Source organism: Alcanivorax sp. (assembly GCF_051117345.1).
Lineage (GTDB): Bacteria > Pseudomonadota > Gammaproteobacteria > Pseudomonadales > Alcanivoracaceae > Alcanivorax.
In genome coordinates this window covers 23,114-39,406 of record NZ_JBNPEC010000212.1, presented here as the reverse complement: position 1 = coordinate 39,406, position 16,293 = coordinate 23,114, and the positions used below count along the sequence as shown (strand labels likewise).

The following is a 16,293-nucleotide window of genomic DNA, read 5'->3' as shown; positions in this document are numbered from 1 at the left end:
GGCGTACCGGGCAGCAGGTGATGACCGCGGTGGGCTTGGTCAGGTGGATGTTGGATGCGGGGGGCGGGCTGCGGGCTTTGCTGGATGCCGGGCCGGAGCGAATGGCCCGGTTGCCGGGTATGGGCACCGCACGGCGGGCGCTGTTGCTGGCCGCCCTGGAGCTGGGGAGGCGATACCTGGCTGAGCCGCTGGAGCGGGGCGTGCCGCTGGATAATCCGGACAAGGCTGGCCAGTTGCTCACCGCTCGCCTGCGCGGGTTGCCTTACGAGGTGTTTGCCTGCCTGTTTCTGGATAACAAGCATCGGCTGATTGCCTTTGAGCAGCTGTTTCAGGGCACTATCGATGCGGCAGCGGTGTACCCGCGAGAGGTGGTACGCCGGGCCATGGAGCACAATGCGGCCGCAGTGATTCTGGCTCACAATCACCCTTCCGGTGTGGCCGAACCCAGTCAGTCGGACCATGCCATCACCCGGCGGCTGGTGGAGGCGTTGGGGCTGATGGAGATCCGGGTGCTGGATCATCTGGTAATCGGTGATGGTGGCTGGGTGTCGCTGGCCTCGAGAGGGGCGTTATAGTGAGGCAGTCGAGGTCCTTTATCCGGCATTTCCGTCTTTCCAGGTCTCGGCGGGGCAGAGGTAAGTCCCTGAATCCTGGCCCATCCGGTCGATTATCCAAGATTTCGCTTGAAACTTGACCGGCGGATTGGTATAAAACGCGCCTTTTCCGGGGCTCTACCGTCCCCCCGCAAGAAGATTTACGGAGCAAGACAATGTCCAAGGTTTGCCAGGTGACCGGTAAGCGCCCTGTAACGGGCAACAGAGTTTCTCACTCGAACATCAAGACCAAGCGTCGTTTCGAGCCGAATCTGCACCACCATCGTTTCTGGGTTGAGTCCGAGAAGCGCTTTGTGCGCCTGCGTGTGACCTCCAAGGGCATGCGTATTATCGACAAGAAAGGGATTGATGCCGTACTGGCAGATATCCGTTCTCGCGGCGAGCGTGTTTAAGGCTAATTAAGGAGCTAACCCATGGCCGGTCCTATTCGTGAAAAAATCCGCCTGGTGTCCTCTGCTGGCACGGGGCACTTTTACACCACTACCAAGAACAAGCGTCTCCATCCTGAAAAGATGGAAACCAAGAAGTATGATCCGGTCGTGCGCAAGCACGTGGCCTACAAGGAAGCGAAGATCAAGTAACGATTTTCTTCCTGCCTGCCTGGCAACGGACATAAAAAAACCCGGGATTCTGTCCCGGGTTTTTTTATGTCTGGAATACGATCAGGTGCGGGATAGTAGTGGTTCGGTTTGCCATTTTGAGCCGAACTGTTGCGGGTTGTTGGCATGATTGCGGGGTTGCATGTCGCCCTGGCGAGTGGGGCTATGTGCGGCAGCAGAAAATCTAGTATCACAAAGCCACTATGTTTGTCTGTCAACTACCTGCAATTCTATGCTTTTGAAACACCGTTCGTCACCTTTCAGGCCCGAATGGGGCTTTTGCAATGCTGTCGCCGGTACTCTGGTGCTACGTTTACAGAAAGCGGTACATCGCAACAAAACACTACGCAGTGAAAGTTGTGATGCACTTCTCGGATGCATAGCATTAAACAAGCAATTCATTTTTTCGCATATGCATTCACATGATGTTCACATCAAGGGACGTGCAACGGAGAGCACTATGAGTACCTTTAAAGATATGTTTCGTTTGTTGATGATCCGCCTATACACCCAGCTCCCGGGCCGTGCGTGTAATCAGCGCGGTGCCAGTGCGCTTGAATATATTGTTCTGGCTGCAGCTATCATTGTCATTGTGGGTGTTTTGGCGACCGTATTCGGTGGTGATTCCAATCCGCTTTCTGACGCATTTCGTGATCTCTTCACTGATGCTCAGGATGTATGACTATTTGAAGGAATAAATGGCTTATATGCTTCGGCGAAGAGCAATAGGGGCGGTGGCGTTAGAGTTTTTGATGCTCTTCCCTTTCGTGATCGCCATGCTCTATGGTGCGGCGGTCTACGGCCTGACTTTCTTTGCCCAGTATCGTATGCAGGCCGCTGTGGATACTGCTGTATCCACAGCACTGTATGTGGACCGCTCCGGCAACCAGGCCAGTGGCATCGGCACAGCTGTAACGCAAAGAGCCAATACGGCCCTGGCTGGGTTGGTGGCGCAGTTACCGGAAAGCCTGAGGGCTAACCTGGATACAACATCAGCTTGTTCACTGCAGACCATTGCGGGGGGGGTAGAAGTGCTTCGCTGCAGTCTGGTATACCCCAACTATCAAGCCAACCCGATTGTGCCAGTGTTGAGTTTCGGCATGCTGGGGGATTTCCCTCCCCTGCCGGCACAACTGGATGTGGATGCCCGGGCCGCGTTCTGATCTAGAGATGCGATCAGGCAAAAGAATCAATATTTGACAGGGATGTTCCGGAGAGAACATGGGATCAAGACTGCTCTACATGCTGCCGGCGTTGGCGGTGGCATTGGTTGCGCTGATATTGGCGCTGGTGGGATTAAGTCGCGACCCGGCACCATCGCTGGTAGTTCGTGATAACGCCTCCGGCGAGGATGTGCGCGACCAGGAAACCCCCAGTTACCGCTATTGGGTCGTCACTGAAAGTCTCAACATTGGTGATTCCCTGGATGAAGAGGCGCTGGCGGTAGTGTCTTCGCCTGCGCCCATCCCCAATGTACTGACCGCCGATGAAAAGGTGGTCGGCAAGGAATTACGTCAATACGCCCGACCGGGCGAACTGCTTTCCCGTAATCATCTTGAACCTGGTGGTACCCTGCCCAGTACTCTGCCCTCCGGTTTCCGGGCCGTGGCGGTGGAAGTGGACGATGTGGTCATGGCCGGTGGTTTGCTGCAACCCGGTGATCTGGTGGATGTGGTGGTGTCGTTTGAAAAGGCGAATCGGGATGACCCGGCCGCCATGGTGCTGTTGCGTAGCTTGCAGGTACTGGCGGTGAAAGGCGCCATGGCGGCTGCCAGTAGTGATCAGGATCGTGAGGCCCAGCGCCGTAACAACACGGTGGTTCTGGCGGTGCCCAAGGGTAAGGTGCCGACACTGCTGTTGGCTTCTGAGGAAGGCACGCTGCGGCTGGCGGTAGTTGCCAGCCAGGACAAGGCCGCTGACGACAGTGACGAAGAAAAGAAAGCCAAACCGGTTTACTACAAGGATCTGTTCCCGGCGGCCCGCGCACCTGCACCACGGGCGACACCGGGTCAGAAAGTGGAAGTGTATGAGGGATCAGAGTCAAGGAGCACCTATGTGCGTTAAGTGGTTGTGGAAGGGGGCCGGGACATGCCTGGCACTGTGGTTCTCCCTGTCGCTTGCCATGGTGGCGCAGGCAGAAACCCTTCAAGGCACCATGCGGGTCGCGCCTGGAGATCAGAAAGTTCTGAATTTCCCGGACGCTGTAGCCAAGGTGGCCACTTCAGATCCTAAGGTGGCAGCGCTTACCGTGACCGGCAGTGAGCAGCTGTTGCTGACGGCCAAGGCTGAGGGGTCGGCGGTGATATCGGTATGGTTGCGTGGTGAGTCAAAACCGCTGCGTAGTACTGTGGTGGTTGCAACAACACTGGGGTCAGCGCTGCCTTTTGGTACCCAGGTGCAGACGGATATCCGGGTGCTGGAAGTGAGTCGCTCGGAACTTAACCAGTTGGGCATGAGTTACAGCAATATCTTTAACAATGGCCAGTCGGCCGTGGGGATTGCCACGCCGGGGACCGGCTTCCAGGTGCCGGGAGCGGTGCCGGCACCACTGAGCAGTGACGGGTTTAATTTGTTTGGTTTCGGTCCCAATTCCGTCTTGGCTATCAATGCCCTGGAAGCTGGCGGGTTTGCCTACACGCTAGCCGAACCCTCGCTGACCAGCCTGTCCGGGCAGAGCGCCAGTTTCCTGTCAGGTGGTGAATTCCCGGTGCCCATTCGCAGTGACAATACTGGGGTGCAGATCGAGTTCAAGGAATTCGGTATCGGTCTGAGTCTTACTCCTACGGTGATCGATGCGGGACAGATTATTCTCAAGGTGGCGCCGGAAGTGTCCGAGCTGGATTTTTCCGCCGGGGTAGAAACGGGTGGTGTGGCCGTGCCGGGCCTGCGAGTGCGACGTGCGGAAACCACCGTGTCTCTGGCTCCGGGTGAGACTTTCATCATTAGTGGTCTGGTAAGTCGCAATACCATCAACAACAGTGACCGCCTGCCGGGTATCGGCAATATTCCGCTGTTGGGTGCTTTTTTCCGCTCCTCGCGCATTGAAAAGAGTGACAAGGAACTGGTGATGGTGGTGACGCCACACCTGGTGACGCCGCAACAAAGCACCGAGCCCCCGGTAACGTTGCCCGGTGCCGGCTATCACAGCAGTAGTACCGGCTGGTTGGATATGGCCACGGAAAGTCGCCGTGGTTCCCAGCCAATTCGCCACGGCCTGAGCTGGTGATGCTATGAGTGATCATGACATTGTTCTTTCCGTCGGCGACGACGAAGGCATTGAGGCCTGGCTGGAACGGGTGGTGGATGAGCCTTTCCGGCTGGAACAGGTCAGCCGCAGTGATCTGACCCGGGTGCTGCGTTTGTTGGAAGCCACCACTGCCCATGTAGTGATGGTGGAGATTTCCGAAGTGGATATGGACCAGTCACTGGCCATTATCACTGCCCTGACCAGTGCTCGTCCCTGGGTGACCGTGATTACTGTCTGCGCCCGCGCCAATCAGGAATTGCTGCTGCAGTCCATGCGTGCTGGTGCCCGGGATTGTTTTGTGGCTGGCAGTGAAGCCGGTGATGTCCGTGATCGTTTGCGTCGCCATCAGTTGCTGCGGGTCGGTCACTATGATGATCAGGCGCGTTCGGCCACCAGCAATCTGACCCTTGTCGCAGCAGCCAGCCCCACTGTGGATACCCGTTTTCTGGCTCAGAATGTGGCGCTGGGATTAAATCGTCTGTTCCCCAATGAGCGCTGCCTGGCCATCGATACTCAGCCTGCCGAGCGCGGTATTTTCTATCTGGATGTGCATAACGAATACACCCTGGAGAATTTGCTGGCGAGCCCGGAAACCCTGGACGAAACCCTAATTGGCACCGCTCTGGAAGAGTACCGGCCGGGACTACGGTTGCTGGCTGGCGGTATCGACAGTGGAGAGCTGGAGGGAGATCGCAGTGCAGATCTGTTTATCGCGCTCAATCATCTGATGCAGATGTTTGATCGCATCGTGATTAATGTGGGCACTCTGGAGAGTCGCCACTGGGTGAGGGCGCTGGGCATTCATGCTCGCCACCTGTTGATCACCATGCAACCGCTGGTGGACCAGGCCCATGCGGTGCGGACCCTGGGCAATGAATGGCGCTCCCATCTTGGTCGCGATAGCCAGGTTCATCTTGTCGTAGACGGCATGGAGGGCAAGGTGCCACCGGGGCTGGATGAGCTGTCGGAGACCGCCGGAGTGAGTCTGCTGGGTGGGTTGCCTATGGACTGGCGTCATCGCCTGATGGCCATGAATAGTGGGTTGCCGATTCAAGAGCAGTCTCCCCGCTGTCGTTACAGCCGTAGCCTGCAGACGTTGATGAACAAACTGGAGTCCCAGCAGGAAAACGGTGCCGGCGACAGCTGGTGGCAACGACTGCGTAGCAACGGATAGCAGGAGCGCTTGTGGCGGGACGAATCGACGCGGAGTACCAGCACCTCAAGGATCGTACTCATCGCTGGGTGGTGGAGAGGCTGGATGAAGAAGGCATCGAGGTAGGCAATGTCGGCCGCGATCAGCTTACGGATTTCGTCCGAACCGCAGCGGGGCAGCATATCGCTCTTAACCGGGTGCCCCTGTCCACCCAGGATCTTAATCAGCTGGTGCGCGATACGCTGGACGAGGTGACCGGCTACGGGCCGCTGGAGCCTTTGCTGGCAGACCCGCGGATCAACGATATTCTGGTCAATGGTCCGGACAGCGTCTTCATTGAGGTGGCCGGGGTGCTGCAAAAGGCATCGGTGCGGTTCATCAATGATGACCATGTGGTGCGGGTGATTCGTCGCATGTTGGCTCCACTGGGGCGACGGCTGGATGAATCCAGCCCCATGGTGGATGCCCGCCTGCCGGATGGTTCCCGGGTCAATGCGATCATTCCTCCGCTGGCCCTGGACGGCCCGAGTATCAGTATCCGTAAATTTACCGGCAACCACCTGAGCGCACAGGAGCTGATCGACAGCGGCTCCCTGACCGAGGCGTGCCTGGACACCATGGTCAAGGCAGTGGAGTCGCAGCGCAATATCATCATTAGTGGTGGTACGGGTACCGGCAAGACCACCATGCTGAACCTGATCAGCCAGTATATTCCTCGCCAGGAGCGTATCCTCACCATTGAGGATTCCGCCGAACTGGTGCTTAACCATCCCCATGTGGTTCGTCTGGAAACCCGCCCTGCCAATACCGAAGGCAAGGGTAGAATCAGTGCCCGGGAGTTGGTCATCAACGCCCTGCGGATGCGCCCGGACCGGATTATTCTCGGTGAGGTGCGTTCCAACGAGATCATCGAATTGCTCCAGGCCATGAACACCGGCCATGACGGCTCCATGAGCACCATCCATGCCAATAGCACCCGCGATGCTTTGGTGCGGATCGAAACCCTGCTGGCGGTAAGTGGCTATGAAGCCAGCGAAACCGCCATCGGCCGACTGATCGGCTCGGCGCTGGATATCATCATTCAGCTGGAAAGACTGCCGGATGGTCGCCGCCGCGTCAGTGAGGTGGTGGCGCTGACACCTACGGAAAATGACCTCTACCACATGGATTACCTGTACAGGAGTCAGGCATGAGTGGGGTGGAGTTGCTCGGCATGGCGCAGATGCTCGGCATTATTGCCGTGCTGACAGTGCTGATGCAGCTCGTTTGGTTTCGCTACCGGCAACGCAGTCTGCTCACCGAGCGGGTGCGCCAGCGTTTGCAGCAGCGCACGGAAATTGGTGGTGAGCCGGGGCAGGTACGAGTGGTGGCGGGTCCGCTGGAGCGGCTGCTGCTGCGGGCCGATATCCGCCTGTCCAGGGTGCAGCTGTCGTTACTCGGTATTGTTATCTTCCTGATCGTGGTGCTGGTGCTGGCATCTTCGGGGCTCATTGCGGCTGCCGTGGTACTGGCCCTGTTAGCGGCGAGCCTGTGGATGTACTGGCGATTTCGCTTCCAGCAGCAACGACGCATGATTTTTGAATCCCTGCCCGGAATCATGGAATCCACCTTGCGCTATATGAGCGCGGGCCGGTCCCTGGAAGCGTCCCTGCTGGAATCCTTTCAGGATGCGCCGCCAGTATTTTCGCCGTTGACCTTCCGGTTGCGCAGTGCCATTGAATCCGGGCGGGACTACACCGGCCTGTTTGAAGACTTTTCCCGGCTCTACCAGGTGTCGTCTCTGGTGCTGGTCTCCATTGCCTTGCGTACTTCTGCCCGGTTTGGTTCTTCCATTCGACCGGTTCTGCAGCAGGTTGCTGGCTCGCTGCGCTCTCAACAGGAGCTGCGCAGGGAGTTTCTTGCCTCCACTGCAGAGACCCGTTTTACGGCCGGCGCGTTTACCCTGCTGCCACTGGGTATGGCCGCTTACATGATGTTGATAAACGAGAAGTATGCGGAGGTTCTGCTGAACACGGATACCGGCCATACCATGCTGCTGATCGCCGGTATCCTGCAGGGTTTGGGTGTCCTGGTGATCTGGCGAATGATCCAGGGGGTGGGCCGTGAATGATGTGCTGTTGATCCTCGCCATTCTGCTGTCTGCGTTGTCCTTGTGGCTGGTATACAAGACTCGGGACTGGGCACTGCGTGCGCGTGTCAGTCAGCGTTTGCAGGATAGCGGTACTCATCGGGACGATGAGGATCGGGGGTTCTGGCTCTGGAAGCTTTCCAGTGCGTTGACGGACTCCTCTATCGCTTCCGGCGATTATCAGGAGATTCGCCAGGCGTTGGCGGGCATGGGTAAGAGCCGGGAGCAATCCCAGGTTATCTACCTGTTGTCCTGCTGGCTGTTGCCAGGCTTGGTGGCACTGGTGGGGTTTCTGGTGTTCGGCTTGCTGGGTGGCCTGCTGGCGTCGGCAGCGGGGTTTATTGTGCCGCGGCGGATGATTCGCGGCATGGGGGCCCAAGCTGAATTGCGACAGAACCTGGAAGCTGTAGAGCTTTGTCATATGACGCGGATGCTGATGGAGGCGGGGCTCTCGCTTGAACGGGTGTTGCGCATCATTGGCCGCCAGGGTCGACCGCTTCTGCCCATTCTCATTATGCGAATAGATCGCTTTAACCGGCTCATGAAGTCCGGCGCTGAGCGAACCCAGGCGCTGGATGAACTGGGTGAAAACAAACGTATTCCGGTGCTGCGTAGCTATGTGGTGCTGATGAAGCAAAGCAGTCAGCTGGGTGCCGGTGTATCGGCAAGCCTGGATCAGATTATTGAAGAAGCCCAGAACGTGGAACGTAGCCGCATCCGCGAGGAAACCAACCGGATCGGCGCCAAGATGACGGTGGTCATGATGGCATTCATGCTGCCGGCACTGTTTATCTTGATCGGCGGACCGGCGGTGATTTCCATCGCCGATGCATTGGCACGATAACAAAGGGAGTAACAACATGCGTGGCATGGTTTGGGGTGCACTGGTATTGCTGGCGGGTTGTGCCCATCAGTCGGTACCAGAGTCGGCCCCCGGCACAATGGATGTATCAGCAATTGCCTGCAAGGACGCATTGCAGCCAGAGCAGCGTGTGGATCTGGAAATGGTCGATACCCTGATGGCCAAGGGGCGCAATTATGCGGCCCTGGCGCAGCTGGAAAGTAAGCCGATGAGCGCCATTGATCACTGGTTGCGCTACGGCCAGTTGTTGGCAGCCTCCGGCAAGCTGGATGAGGCCGAACAGGTATATCGAACCCTCGCCAACCGCTGTGATGATGGTCGCAGCCGCCACGGACTGGGGATGGTGTTGCTCAAGCGCCATGAGGTCATGGCGGCACTATCGCATCTGGAGCGTGCACGAAGCCTTGCGCCGGCCACGTCGCAGGTACGTAATGATTACGGTTATGCACTGATGCTGGTGGGGCGCTATGAAGATGCCGCTTTCGAGCTACGCACGGCCTTGGAGCTGGCTAATGGCAAGGGGCCGGTTCGTCAGAATCTGGCAGTGGCCTATCTGATGACCGATGACCGTGAGGGGCTGGAAGCGTTACAGTCCAATTATGGGTTCTCGGGGGATGAAATCGCCTATGCCGAGAAACTCAGTGAACAGTTCGGGAGGACCCGACAATGAAGAAACTGGCCTTGATGCTCATGTTGACTGGAGCGGTGCTGGCGGCAGAACCCCAGCAAGCCTATAGCTTTGGTGTTTCCGGGCAGGTCGTCAGCAATGAATCCGAGACAGTGACCGACTGGTTGCTTAACCAGCAGCGCGATTCCAAGCCGGCAGGGCAAAGTGAACTGGCCGCCCCGCTTTATGTGGATACCCAGCGCCGCCTGGCGGATTCCTTCCGTACCGCGATTCCGGAAAGCTTCGGTGAACAGACCCGAGACGACAATTAACCGTCTACGGCAACGCGGGGCCCTGTCGGTCATTACCCCGCTGCTGCTGTTGATCGTCATTATTCTCACGGTAATGGCGTTGGATGGCGCGCGCCTGTACAGCCTGCGTAGCGATATGCAGGCTCAGGTGAATGTGGCGGCCCAGGCTGCGGCCGGGGAGGCACAGACATGCGGTGGGCAAGCACCAAGCTCTGCCGTGGTGCAACAGCGTGCACTGGCAGCTGCCGCCGTCCAAGGGTTTCAGGGTGATGCCACTGCCCTGCAGGTGCAGCTTGGTGTGATTGAAGATAGCGACAATGATGGTGTGGTGGCTTTCGCGCCTGTTAGTTTAATTGAAGAAAGTAATGCAGTACTGGTGAGTTATACACGCACCGAACCGATATCCATGCTGCTGCCGCAATCGGTGTTCGGAGGTATCGACATTTCAGTCAACGCCGCCGTGCGTAAGGAAGTGGAGGCAACCATCAGTGCTGCCGGGGGTACAGCCGGCGTCGGTGGTGATTCCACTTTGCTCGGTAGCCTTCTCGGCGTGGTCCTCAATCAGCCGGGGTTCGGACTGGACCCGACCGACTTGGACAGTCTTGAAAACGCCACGGTACAACTGGGAGATCTGCTCTCTGCAGCTGGGGTTGATGACTTGGCGGAGTTATTGCCGCTTGAGGCATCTACCCTGGCGGCTGCACTCCGTGATGTTGGTGGAACTGCTGCGCCGGTGGCGGATATGCTGGATGATCTGGTAGCGGCTCAGGGGATAGAGACCATCAAGGTGGCCGATATTATCAGTGTTGCGGAGAATGCTTCTGTCCCGGACTCCAGCGAATTTCCTGTTTATGATCTGGTCATCAGTCTGGTGCTCAATCTGGCGGAGCAACAGCAAGCTGGAGAAGGTGGGGTGCTGTCTTTACCGCTGAATATCAACGATCTTTCCATACCGTTGATTGCCAATATTACGTCTGTGGACCTGGGTTTGAACGTGGGGGAACCGCCCACAGTGGCTGTGGGGCCGGCCCGACAGGATGCGGACGGTGAATGGGTTACCCATTTTTATGCCCCGGACCTGACTTTGCAGTTGTCGGCTGATGTGGAGCTGTTACCGATAAACATTGGTGGGCTTTTGTCGTTTTCGCTTGCTGATTTGACGATTCCTCTGGCAGTGAATGCCGGTGGTGGGGAAGGCCAGCTGGTGTCTGCTGACTGTGCCCGTGGTACGGCTAACACCGTCGAGTTCGGCGTTAATCTTGAGCGGGAAGTGGCTCGTATCGTAACCGGGACATTGACCTCGGATGGCGAGTTACAGCCTGAACCGCTGGAAGCGAATGTCGGCAGGTTGACCTTGTTGTCAGGGCTGCTTTCTCCTATTGAAGGCATACTTTACCTGAACGCGGAAGTGGATGGTCTGGTGCCCGGCGTGGAAGAAACGGTATTCATGGATCCGCGCTATGATCTGTATTGTGATCCTGTCGATGGGTGTGATCAGTTGAGATACAGCGATCTGGGTGATGGGCTGTCCGGTCTTGATCTGGATGTAGAAGTTAATGAGGCATCGCTGCTTAAAAGCAGTTTTGGCTTGATCAACCTGACGCCGCTATTGAAGCCTATTCTGGATCCGGTGTTGGAGTTGTTGGACGACGTGATATCGAATCTGGCTCAAGCCGTGATTAACCCTTTGCTGAGGACCCTGGGTGTCGGCTTGGGGGGGATCAGTGTCAATATCAGCGCAGCCAACCAGGAGGGCGTTCAACTGATCGAAAATATTGTGGTGGTGCAGGGTCAGTGAGGGCGAATTCTGGAGGATGATTATCTGGCAACTACAAAAAAAGGCCGCATTTTGCGGCCTTTTTTGTAGTGTTTCGAAGGATCAGTGCGACACCGTAGCCGGCCGATAACGGGTCAGCTGGTCAGCAAACTCCTGCAGGGCGGCAATGCCGGACTCGCGGGCATCGTGATACCACTGCTCCAGCGCTTCCACCATTTCTGTCGAGTTCCGGCTTGTCTGGGACCAGATGTCCTGCAGGCGCAGGCGGAACTGGTAGATGGCATCCAGGGTCTCGTTGGTTTCCGTGAGTTTCTGCAGGCGCTTTTTCTGGCCGGGCTTGATCAGGCTGATGTCGCGATGGAACAGAGCGTGGGCACGGGCATACAAGTCGCGGGTGGCGTCGCAAGCGCGGGCCTGTTCCTGCTTGAAGACCGGCACGATGACGGTCTTGCGATAGGTGGCCATTACCTGGAAACGATGCTGCATGATGCCGCGCAGGGCATCCAGGTCCACGTTGTTGGCGGTTTTCTCGAAGGCCGGTTTCGGCGCGACTTTCTTCACCTTGGCCATGCCCAGCATTTCAAACAGGCGAATCCAGGCCCAGCCCATATCGAACTCGAAACGACGCACGGAAAGTTTCGCGGAGTTGGGGTAGGTGTGGTGATTGTTGTGCAGCTCTTCACCACCGATCAGGATGCCCCAGGGGGAAATATTGCGGGAGGCATCGGCGCACTCGAAGTTGCGGTAGCCCCAGTAATGACCGATACCGTTGATGATGCCGGCGGCGAACAGCGGAATCCACATCATCTGAATCGCCCATACGGTGATACCGGCGGCGCCAAACAGCAGCAGGTCGATCACGGCCATCAGGGTCACGCCGCCCATGGGGAAGCGGGAGTAGACGTTGCGTTCAATCCAGTCGTTCGGGCAGCCAGCGCCGTACTTGTTCAGGGTTTCCTGGTTTTCCGCTTCCTCACGGTAAAGCTCGGCCCCTTCGCTGAGGACTTTCTTGATGCCTTTGACTTGCGGGCTGTGTGGGTCGTCTGCGGTTTCGCATTTGGCGTGGTGCTTGCGGTGGATGGCGGTCCACTCAAGGGTATTCTGGCCGGTGGTCAGCCACAGCCAGAAGCGGAAAAAATGTTTTAGCACCGGATGCAGTTCCAGGGCCCGGTGGGCGGAATAGCGGTGCAGGTATACGGTGACGCCGACAATGGTGATGTGGGTCATGGCCAGGGTGATAAGAATCAGGGCACCCAGGCTGGGGGCCAGTAGGCCGTTGCTCAGATAATTCAGCATGAAAGTCGCACAAGGTAAAAACGGAGCTCCTATTGTGCCCAGTCCGGATGACAGGCAGAAGATGCCGGATGGGTCAAATTCGGACTTTCGGGCCAAGGGTTGGCCAGGGGCGGATGAACGGTAGGAAAAAGAGCGCCTGGGGCCCGATGCTCGGCGCAGGAGACAAAACACAAAAGCCCGGTGCTGCGCTTAGAGCGTGCCTTCACTGATTGGCGTCAGGCGTTCCAGCAACAAATGCCCATGCGGATCCACTGAGGCTTGCCAGCCCTGGGCCAGCCAGGTGGTTCCCACCGCTTCGCTGATCAATGCCGGGCCTTGCAGGGTTTGGCCTGCGCCCAGGGTATCGCGGTCATAAACGGTCACCAGCGGGTCCACGCCGGGTAGCGACACTTGTCGACTCGCCTTGCCGGTGCGGGTAGGCAGGGGCGGCTGCAGAGGTGGAGAGGTGGTGGCCAGGCTTTGCACCCGGATGTTGACCTGTTGTACAGGCAGTGCCAGGCGATGGCCGAAACGCTGCTCATGGGCCGCGTGGAACCGTTTTTCCCGCTCTGCGGCGGCGCTCTGCCAGGGAATCTGTAGTACGGATGATTGACCCTGGTAACACATATCCACAAAGACCTGGTGCTGAATGTCGCGGGCAGGCACACCTTCGTGAATCAGTTCTTTGCCGCCTTGCTGTTGCAGGGCAGCGATCAGCGATTGCAGTGCCGTGTTGTCAGCGGCTTCGGGCAGCGCCTGGAGGAGCTCGCGTTTACGTGGCGCATACACCAGCCCTTCGGCCGAGAGGACGCCGGCACGACGGGGGACAATGGCCCGGCGCATGCCCAGATTGTCTGCCAGGGCGCAGACGTGCAGGCCGCCGGCCCCGCCAAAACTGAGCAGGGCAAAATCCGCCGGGTCGAAGCCTTTCTGGATGGAGATCACCCGCAGGGCCTGGGTCATGTGTTCATTGGCCAGAGCCAGTACCCCTTCAGCGGTGTCTTCCACACCGAGCCCCAGCTGCATCGCCAGTGTTTGCATGGCGTTTCGGGCGGCAGTGGTATCCAGTGTCAGAGACCCGCCCAGGGCGAAATCCGGCTGCAGACGGCCGAGTACCACATTGGCATCGGTGACCGTGACCCGGTCGCCGCCACGGCCATAGCAGGCGGGCCCCGGGTCGGCGCCGGCGGAATGTGGCCCCACATGCAACAGTCCGGCATCATCCACATAGGCCAGCGAGCCGCCTCCGGCGCCAATGGTATGCATGTCGACCATGGGGACCGCCACTGGGTAGGGGCCAATGTGACCTTGCTGGGTAAGGCGCAGGTCGCCGTCCAGCAATGCCACATCCGTGGAGGTGCCGCCCATGTCAAAGGTCATCAGTTGCGGCTGCTGAAGCTGCTCACCCAGTCGTTTGGCGGCGGCAAGGCCGCCGGCAGGGCCGGACAGCAGCAGGTTTACCGCCAGATCGGCAGCCTGCTCGGAGGCAATGGTGCCGCCGTGGGACTGCATGATGGCCAGTGGCGCGGGGGCTGTCGCCTGCTGAAGGCGCTGCAGATAGTTCGCTACCTTGGGGGCTAGCCAGGCATTCAGCCAGGTGGCCATGCCGCGCTCGTATTCTCCCCGGGTGGGCAGAATGGCGTGGGAGGCACTGACCGGCAGGCCGGCGGCTTCCAGGGCCTGACGGATGCGTTTCTCGTGGGACGGATTCAGATAGGAAAACAGCAGGCACAGGGCGACAGATTGCGGCTGGAAGCCAAGCACCCTCTCCACCAGTTGCGACAGGCTCTCGTCACTGAGCGGTGTGATTTCCTTGCCCTGGGCATCAAGCCGGCAAGGCGTTCCGGTAACGGGTAGCGTCTCCAGTACCGAGGGCGGTGGTGTCGGGGTCAGGTTATACAGTTCTGCGCGGTTCTGCCGGCCGATGCGCAGAATATCTTCCAGTCCCTGGTTGGTAATCAGCACCGTGTGAGCGCCTTTGCCTTCCAGCGCCGCGTTGGTAGCCACCGTAGTGCCGTGGACGATGGCCAGCTGGCCCGCGGCCATGGCATCGACAAGCCCAAGCTCGGCAATGCCTTGCAGGATGGCCTGCTCGGGGGCTGAAGGGGTAGACAATACCTTGTGAATACGCGGCTCTCCGTCCCCGAGCAGCACAAAGTCGGTAAATGTGCCGCCGGTATCGACGCCGAGCCAGTAGGAAACGGACATAGCAGTGAACAGTTAATAGTGGATAGTGAACAGCGAGAACCAAAAGGCAGGCGCATTCGTCAGCCAGTTTGCTACCATACCTGAAGCGGGTGAATTTTAACTATTCACTGTTAACTATTAACTATTCACTGCTTTCTTCATGCCCGAACTACCCGAAGTGGAAACCACCCTCAGAGGCATCCGCCCGCATCTGCAGGGCCGCGTTCTGAAAGGCGTTATCGTGCGCGAGTCCCGTTTACGCTGGCCGGTCAGCGATGCCCTTTATGTGCTGGAGGATTGCCCGGTCATTGCCCTGCGGCGCCGGGCCAAATACCTGTTGATCGAGCTGGAGGCGGGCCAGGTGATGATTCATCTCGGTATGTCAGGCACGCTGCGCGTGGTGGAGGCCGCTCTGCCGTTGCGCAAGCATGATCATGTGGATCTGCTGCTCGACAGTGGCAAGGTGCTGCGGTTCAACGATCCGCGACGTTTCGGTAGCGTTCTGTATCAGCCTGGAGGCGAGCCCCATGGGTTACTGGCTGCGTTGGGCCCGGAACCACTGGGGGAGGATTTTGATGGTGACTGGCTGTTTGCCCGCTCGCGAAGTCGCAAGGTGGCGGTGAAAAGCTTCATCATGGATAACGCCACCGTGGTCGGGGTGGGCAATATCTACGCGCAGGAAAGCCTGTTTCTTGCCGGAATCCATCCTTCCCGGGCGGCAGGTCGAATTTCCCGGGAGCGGTATCTGCGCTTGGCGGGTGCGATTCGGGCGGTACTGGCCAGGGCCATCGAGGCAGGCGGCACGACCTTGAAAGACTTTACCAGTGCGGATGGCCAGCCAGGCTATTTCACTCAGTCCCTGAATGTCTATGGCCGGGCCGGTCAGCCCTGCCGGGAGTGTGGGTCGTTGCTCAAGGCGGATCGCCATGGTCAACGCAGCACCAGCTATTGCCCGCAATGCCAACGTTAGGATGAGACCTGGTCCGCAGTCGGGCGCCGCTGGTCATGAATTGATCATTCAGCCTATTGCTGGGCTACGAACAAAGGTGTAGATTGTGATGCAATTGTCGGAATATTAACGACTTAGCTGAAACAATGTCAGCGATACTTTAACTATAAGAATCAAGACTCGAAGAGGGAATCACCATGAAGCGAGCAAAGCGCCCGGTAGTGGCATCCGCACTCGCGATCAGCATGGCTTTTGGGGCGCTGTCTCCGCTTGCTGCCCAGGCTCGTCAGATGGACGACATTGAAGGAAATCGGCCAGGTGAAATAGCCATGATCGCCGATACCGTGCTGGTGCGTCCGTTGATGCTGGGGGCGACGATTGTCGGTACTGCTGTTTACACGGTGTCTTTGCCCTTTACGCTTTTGGGAAAAAATGAAGACGAAGCCGCTGAAGTGTTAGTAAAAACCCCGGCTCGCTCAACATTCCTGCGCTGCCTGGGATGCACCCCGGCACAGAACGCTATGGATCGCTAGCTGGCGACCCGACAGCCCTTAAAAAAAGAAACGTCCAGGCCTTTGTGTGGA

At 58.2% G+C, this 16,293-nt stretch carries 18 protein-coding genes; 16 read left to right on the top strand and 2 right to left on the bottom strand.

The features are described from left to right. From radC to ACFE0K_RS13640, 14 genes are all read left to right on the top strand, one after another. On the top strand, positions 1–575 hold a 575-nt coding region (radC, locus tag ACFE0K_RS13705), incomplete at its 5' end, for a RadC family protein (RefSeq protein ID WP_434536591.1). A gap of 194 nt (positions 576–769) precedes the next feature. After that, positions 770–1,006 carry a 50S ribosomal protein L28 gene (gene rpmB / locus ACFE0K_RS13700; protein WP_035248690.1) on the top strand — a complete coding sequence of 79 codons (237 nt, stop codon included), beginning with the start codon at positions 770–772 and terminating at the stop codon, positions 1,004–1,006. 21 nt (positions 1,007–1,027) lie between these two features. Continuing rightward, positions 1,028–1,195, top strand: coding sequence for a 50S ribosomal protein L33 (gene rpmG / locus ACFE0K_RS13695; protein WP_007151127.1), 168 nt, complete (start codon positions 1,028–1,030; stop codon positions 1,193–1,195). Between the two features lie 478 nt (positions 1,196–1,673). After that, positions 1,674–1,895 carry a Flp family type IVb pilin gene (locus ACFE0K_RS13690; protein ID WP_434536590.1) on the top strand — a complete coding sequence of 74 codons (222 nt, stop codon included), beginning with the start codon at positions 1,674–1,676 and terminating at the stop codon, positions 1,893–1,895. A 16-nt stretch (positions 1,896–1,911) separates the two neighbouring features. Further along, complete coding sequence (locus tag ACFE0K_RS13685) at positions 1,912–2,376, top strand: TadE/TadG family type IV pilus assembly protein (protein ID WP_434536589.1); 465 nt, start codon at positions 1,912–1,914, stop codon at positions 2,374–2,376. A gap of 58 nt (positions 2,377–2,434) precedes the next feature. Then, the gene (gene cpaB, locus ACFE0K_RS13680) at positions 2,435–3,277 is read left to right on the top strand and encodes a Flp pilus assembly protein CpaB (RefSeq protein ID WP_434536588.1); all 843 of its coding nucleotides are present in this window, start codon (positions 2,435–2,437) and stop codon (positions 3,275–3,277) included. Continuing rightward, positions 3,267–4,439: a type II and III secretion system protein family protein gene (locus ACFE0K_RS13675; protein ID WP_434536587.1), complete on the top strand. Its 1,173-nt coding sequence runs from the start codon at positions 3,267–3,269 to the stop codon at positions 4,437–4,439. Before cpaB ends, ACFE0K_RS13675 begins: the two co-directional genes overlap by 11 nt. Before the next feature lie 4 nt (positions 4,440–4,443). Further along, on the top strand, positions 4,444–5,634 hold the full coding sequence (locus ACFE0K_RS13670; RefSeq protein ID WP_434536586.1) for an AAA family ATPase: 1,191 nt from the start codon (positions 4,444–4,446) through the stop codon (positions 5,632–5,634). A gap of 11 nt (positions 5,635–5,645) precedes the next feature. Continuing rightward, positions 5,646–6,806 carry a CpaF family protein gene (locus ACFE0K_RS13665; protein WP_434536585.1) on the top strand — a complete coding sequence of 387 codons (1,161 nt, stop codon included), beginning with the start codon at positions 5,646–5,648 and terminating at the stop codon, positions 6,804–6,806. Next, positions 6,803–7,723 (top strand): type II secretion system F family protein, encoded by a 921-nt coding sequence (locus ACFE0K_RS13660; protein WP_434536584.1) that lies wholly within the window; start codon positions 6,803–6,805, stop codon positions 7,721–7,723. Before ACFE0K_RS13665 ends, ACFE0K_RS13660 begins: the two co-directional genes overlap by 4 nt. After that, a complete protein-coding gene (locus ACFE0K_RS13655) occupies positions 7,716–8,585 on the top strand; it encodes a type II secretion system F family protein (protein ID WP_434536583.1) in 870 nt (289 codons plus the stop codon). Before ACFE0K_RS13660 ends, ACFE0K_RS13655 begins: the two co-directional genes overlap by 8 nt. A 16-nt stretch (positions 8,586–8,601) precedes the next feature. Beyond that, positions 8,602–9,273, top strand: a complete 672-nt coding sequence (locus ACFE0K_RS13650; RefSeq protein ID WP_434536582.1) for a tetratricopeptide repeat protein — start codon at positions 8,602–8,604, stop codon at positions 9,271–9,273. Continuing rightward, positions 9,270–9,542 carry a hypothetical protein gene (locus ACFE0K_RS13645; RefSeq protein ID WP_434536581.1) on the top strand — a complete coding sequence of 91 codons (273 nt, stop codon included), beginning with the start codon at positions 9,270–9,272 and terminating at the stop codon, positions 9,540–9,542. The genes ACFE0K_RS13650 and ACFE0K_RS13645 overlap by 4 nt, the downstream gene beginning before the upstream one ends. Next, on the top strand, positions 9,517–11,319 hold the full coding sequence (locus tag ACFE0K_RS13640) for a hypothetical protein (RefSeq protein ID WP_434536580.1): 1,803 nt from the start codon (positions 9,517–9,519) through the stop codon (positions 11,317–11,319). Before ACFE0K_RS13645 ends, ACFE0K_RS13640 begins: the two co-directional genes overlap by 26 nt. Before the next feature lie 81 nt (positions 11,320–11,400). Here ACFE0K_RS13640 and ACFE0K_RS13635 read toward each other — a convergent pair whose 3' ends face one another. Next, a complete protein-coding gene (locus tag ACFE0K_RS13635) occupies positions 11,401–12,594 on the bottom strand; it encodes a DesA family fatty acid desaturase (RefSeq protein ID WP_434536579.1) in 1,194 nt (397 codons plus the stop codon). Positions 12,595–12,783: 189 nt separating this feature from the next. Continuing rightward, entirely contained in the window at positions 12,784–14,781 is a 1,998-nt protein-coding gene (locus ACFE0K_RS13630; protein WP_434536578.1) for a hydantoinase/oxoprolinase family protein, read from the bottom strand. A 139-nt stretch (positions 14,782–14,920) separates the two neighbouring features. Here ACFE0K_RS13630 and mutM point away from each other — a divergent pair, with 139 nt between their 5' ends. Together mutM and ACFE0K_RS13620 are read left to right on the top strand one after the other, a co-directional pair. Next, positions 14,921–15,730, top strand: coding sequence for a bifunctional DNA-formamidopyrimidine glycosylase/DNA-(apurinic or apyrimidinic site) lyase (gene mutM / locus ACFE0K_RS13625; protein ID WP_434536577.1), 810 nt, complete (start codon positions 14,921–14,923; stop codon positions 15,728–15,730). A 176-nt stretch (positions 15,731–15,906) separates the two neighbouring features. Further along, positions 15,907–16,242, top strand: coding sequence for a hypothetical protein (locus tag ACFE0K_RS13620; RefSeq protein WP_434536576.1), 336 nt, complete (start codon positions 15,907–15,909; stop codon positions 16,240–16,242). The last annotated feature ends 51 nt before the right edge of the window (positions 16,243–16,293 follow it).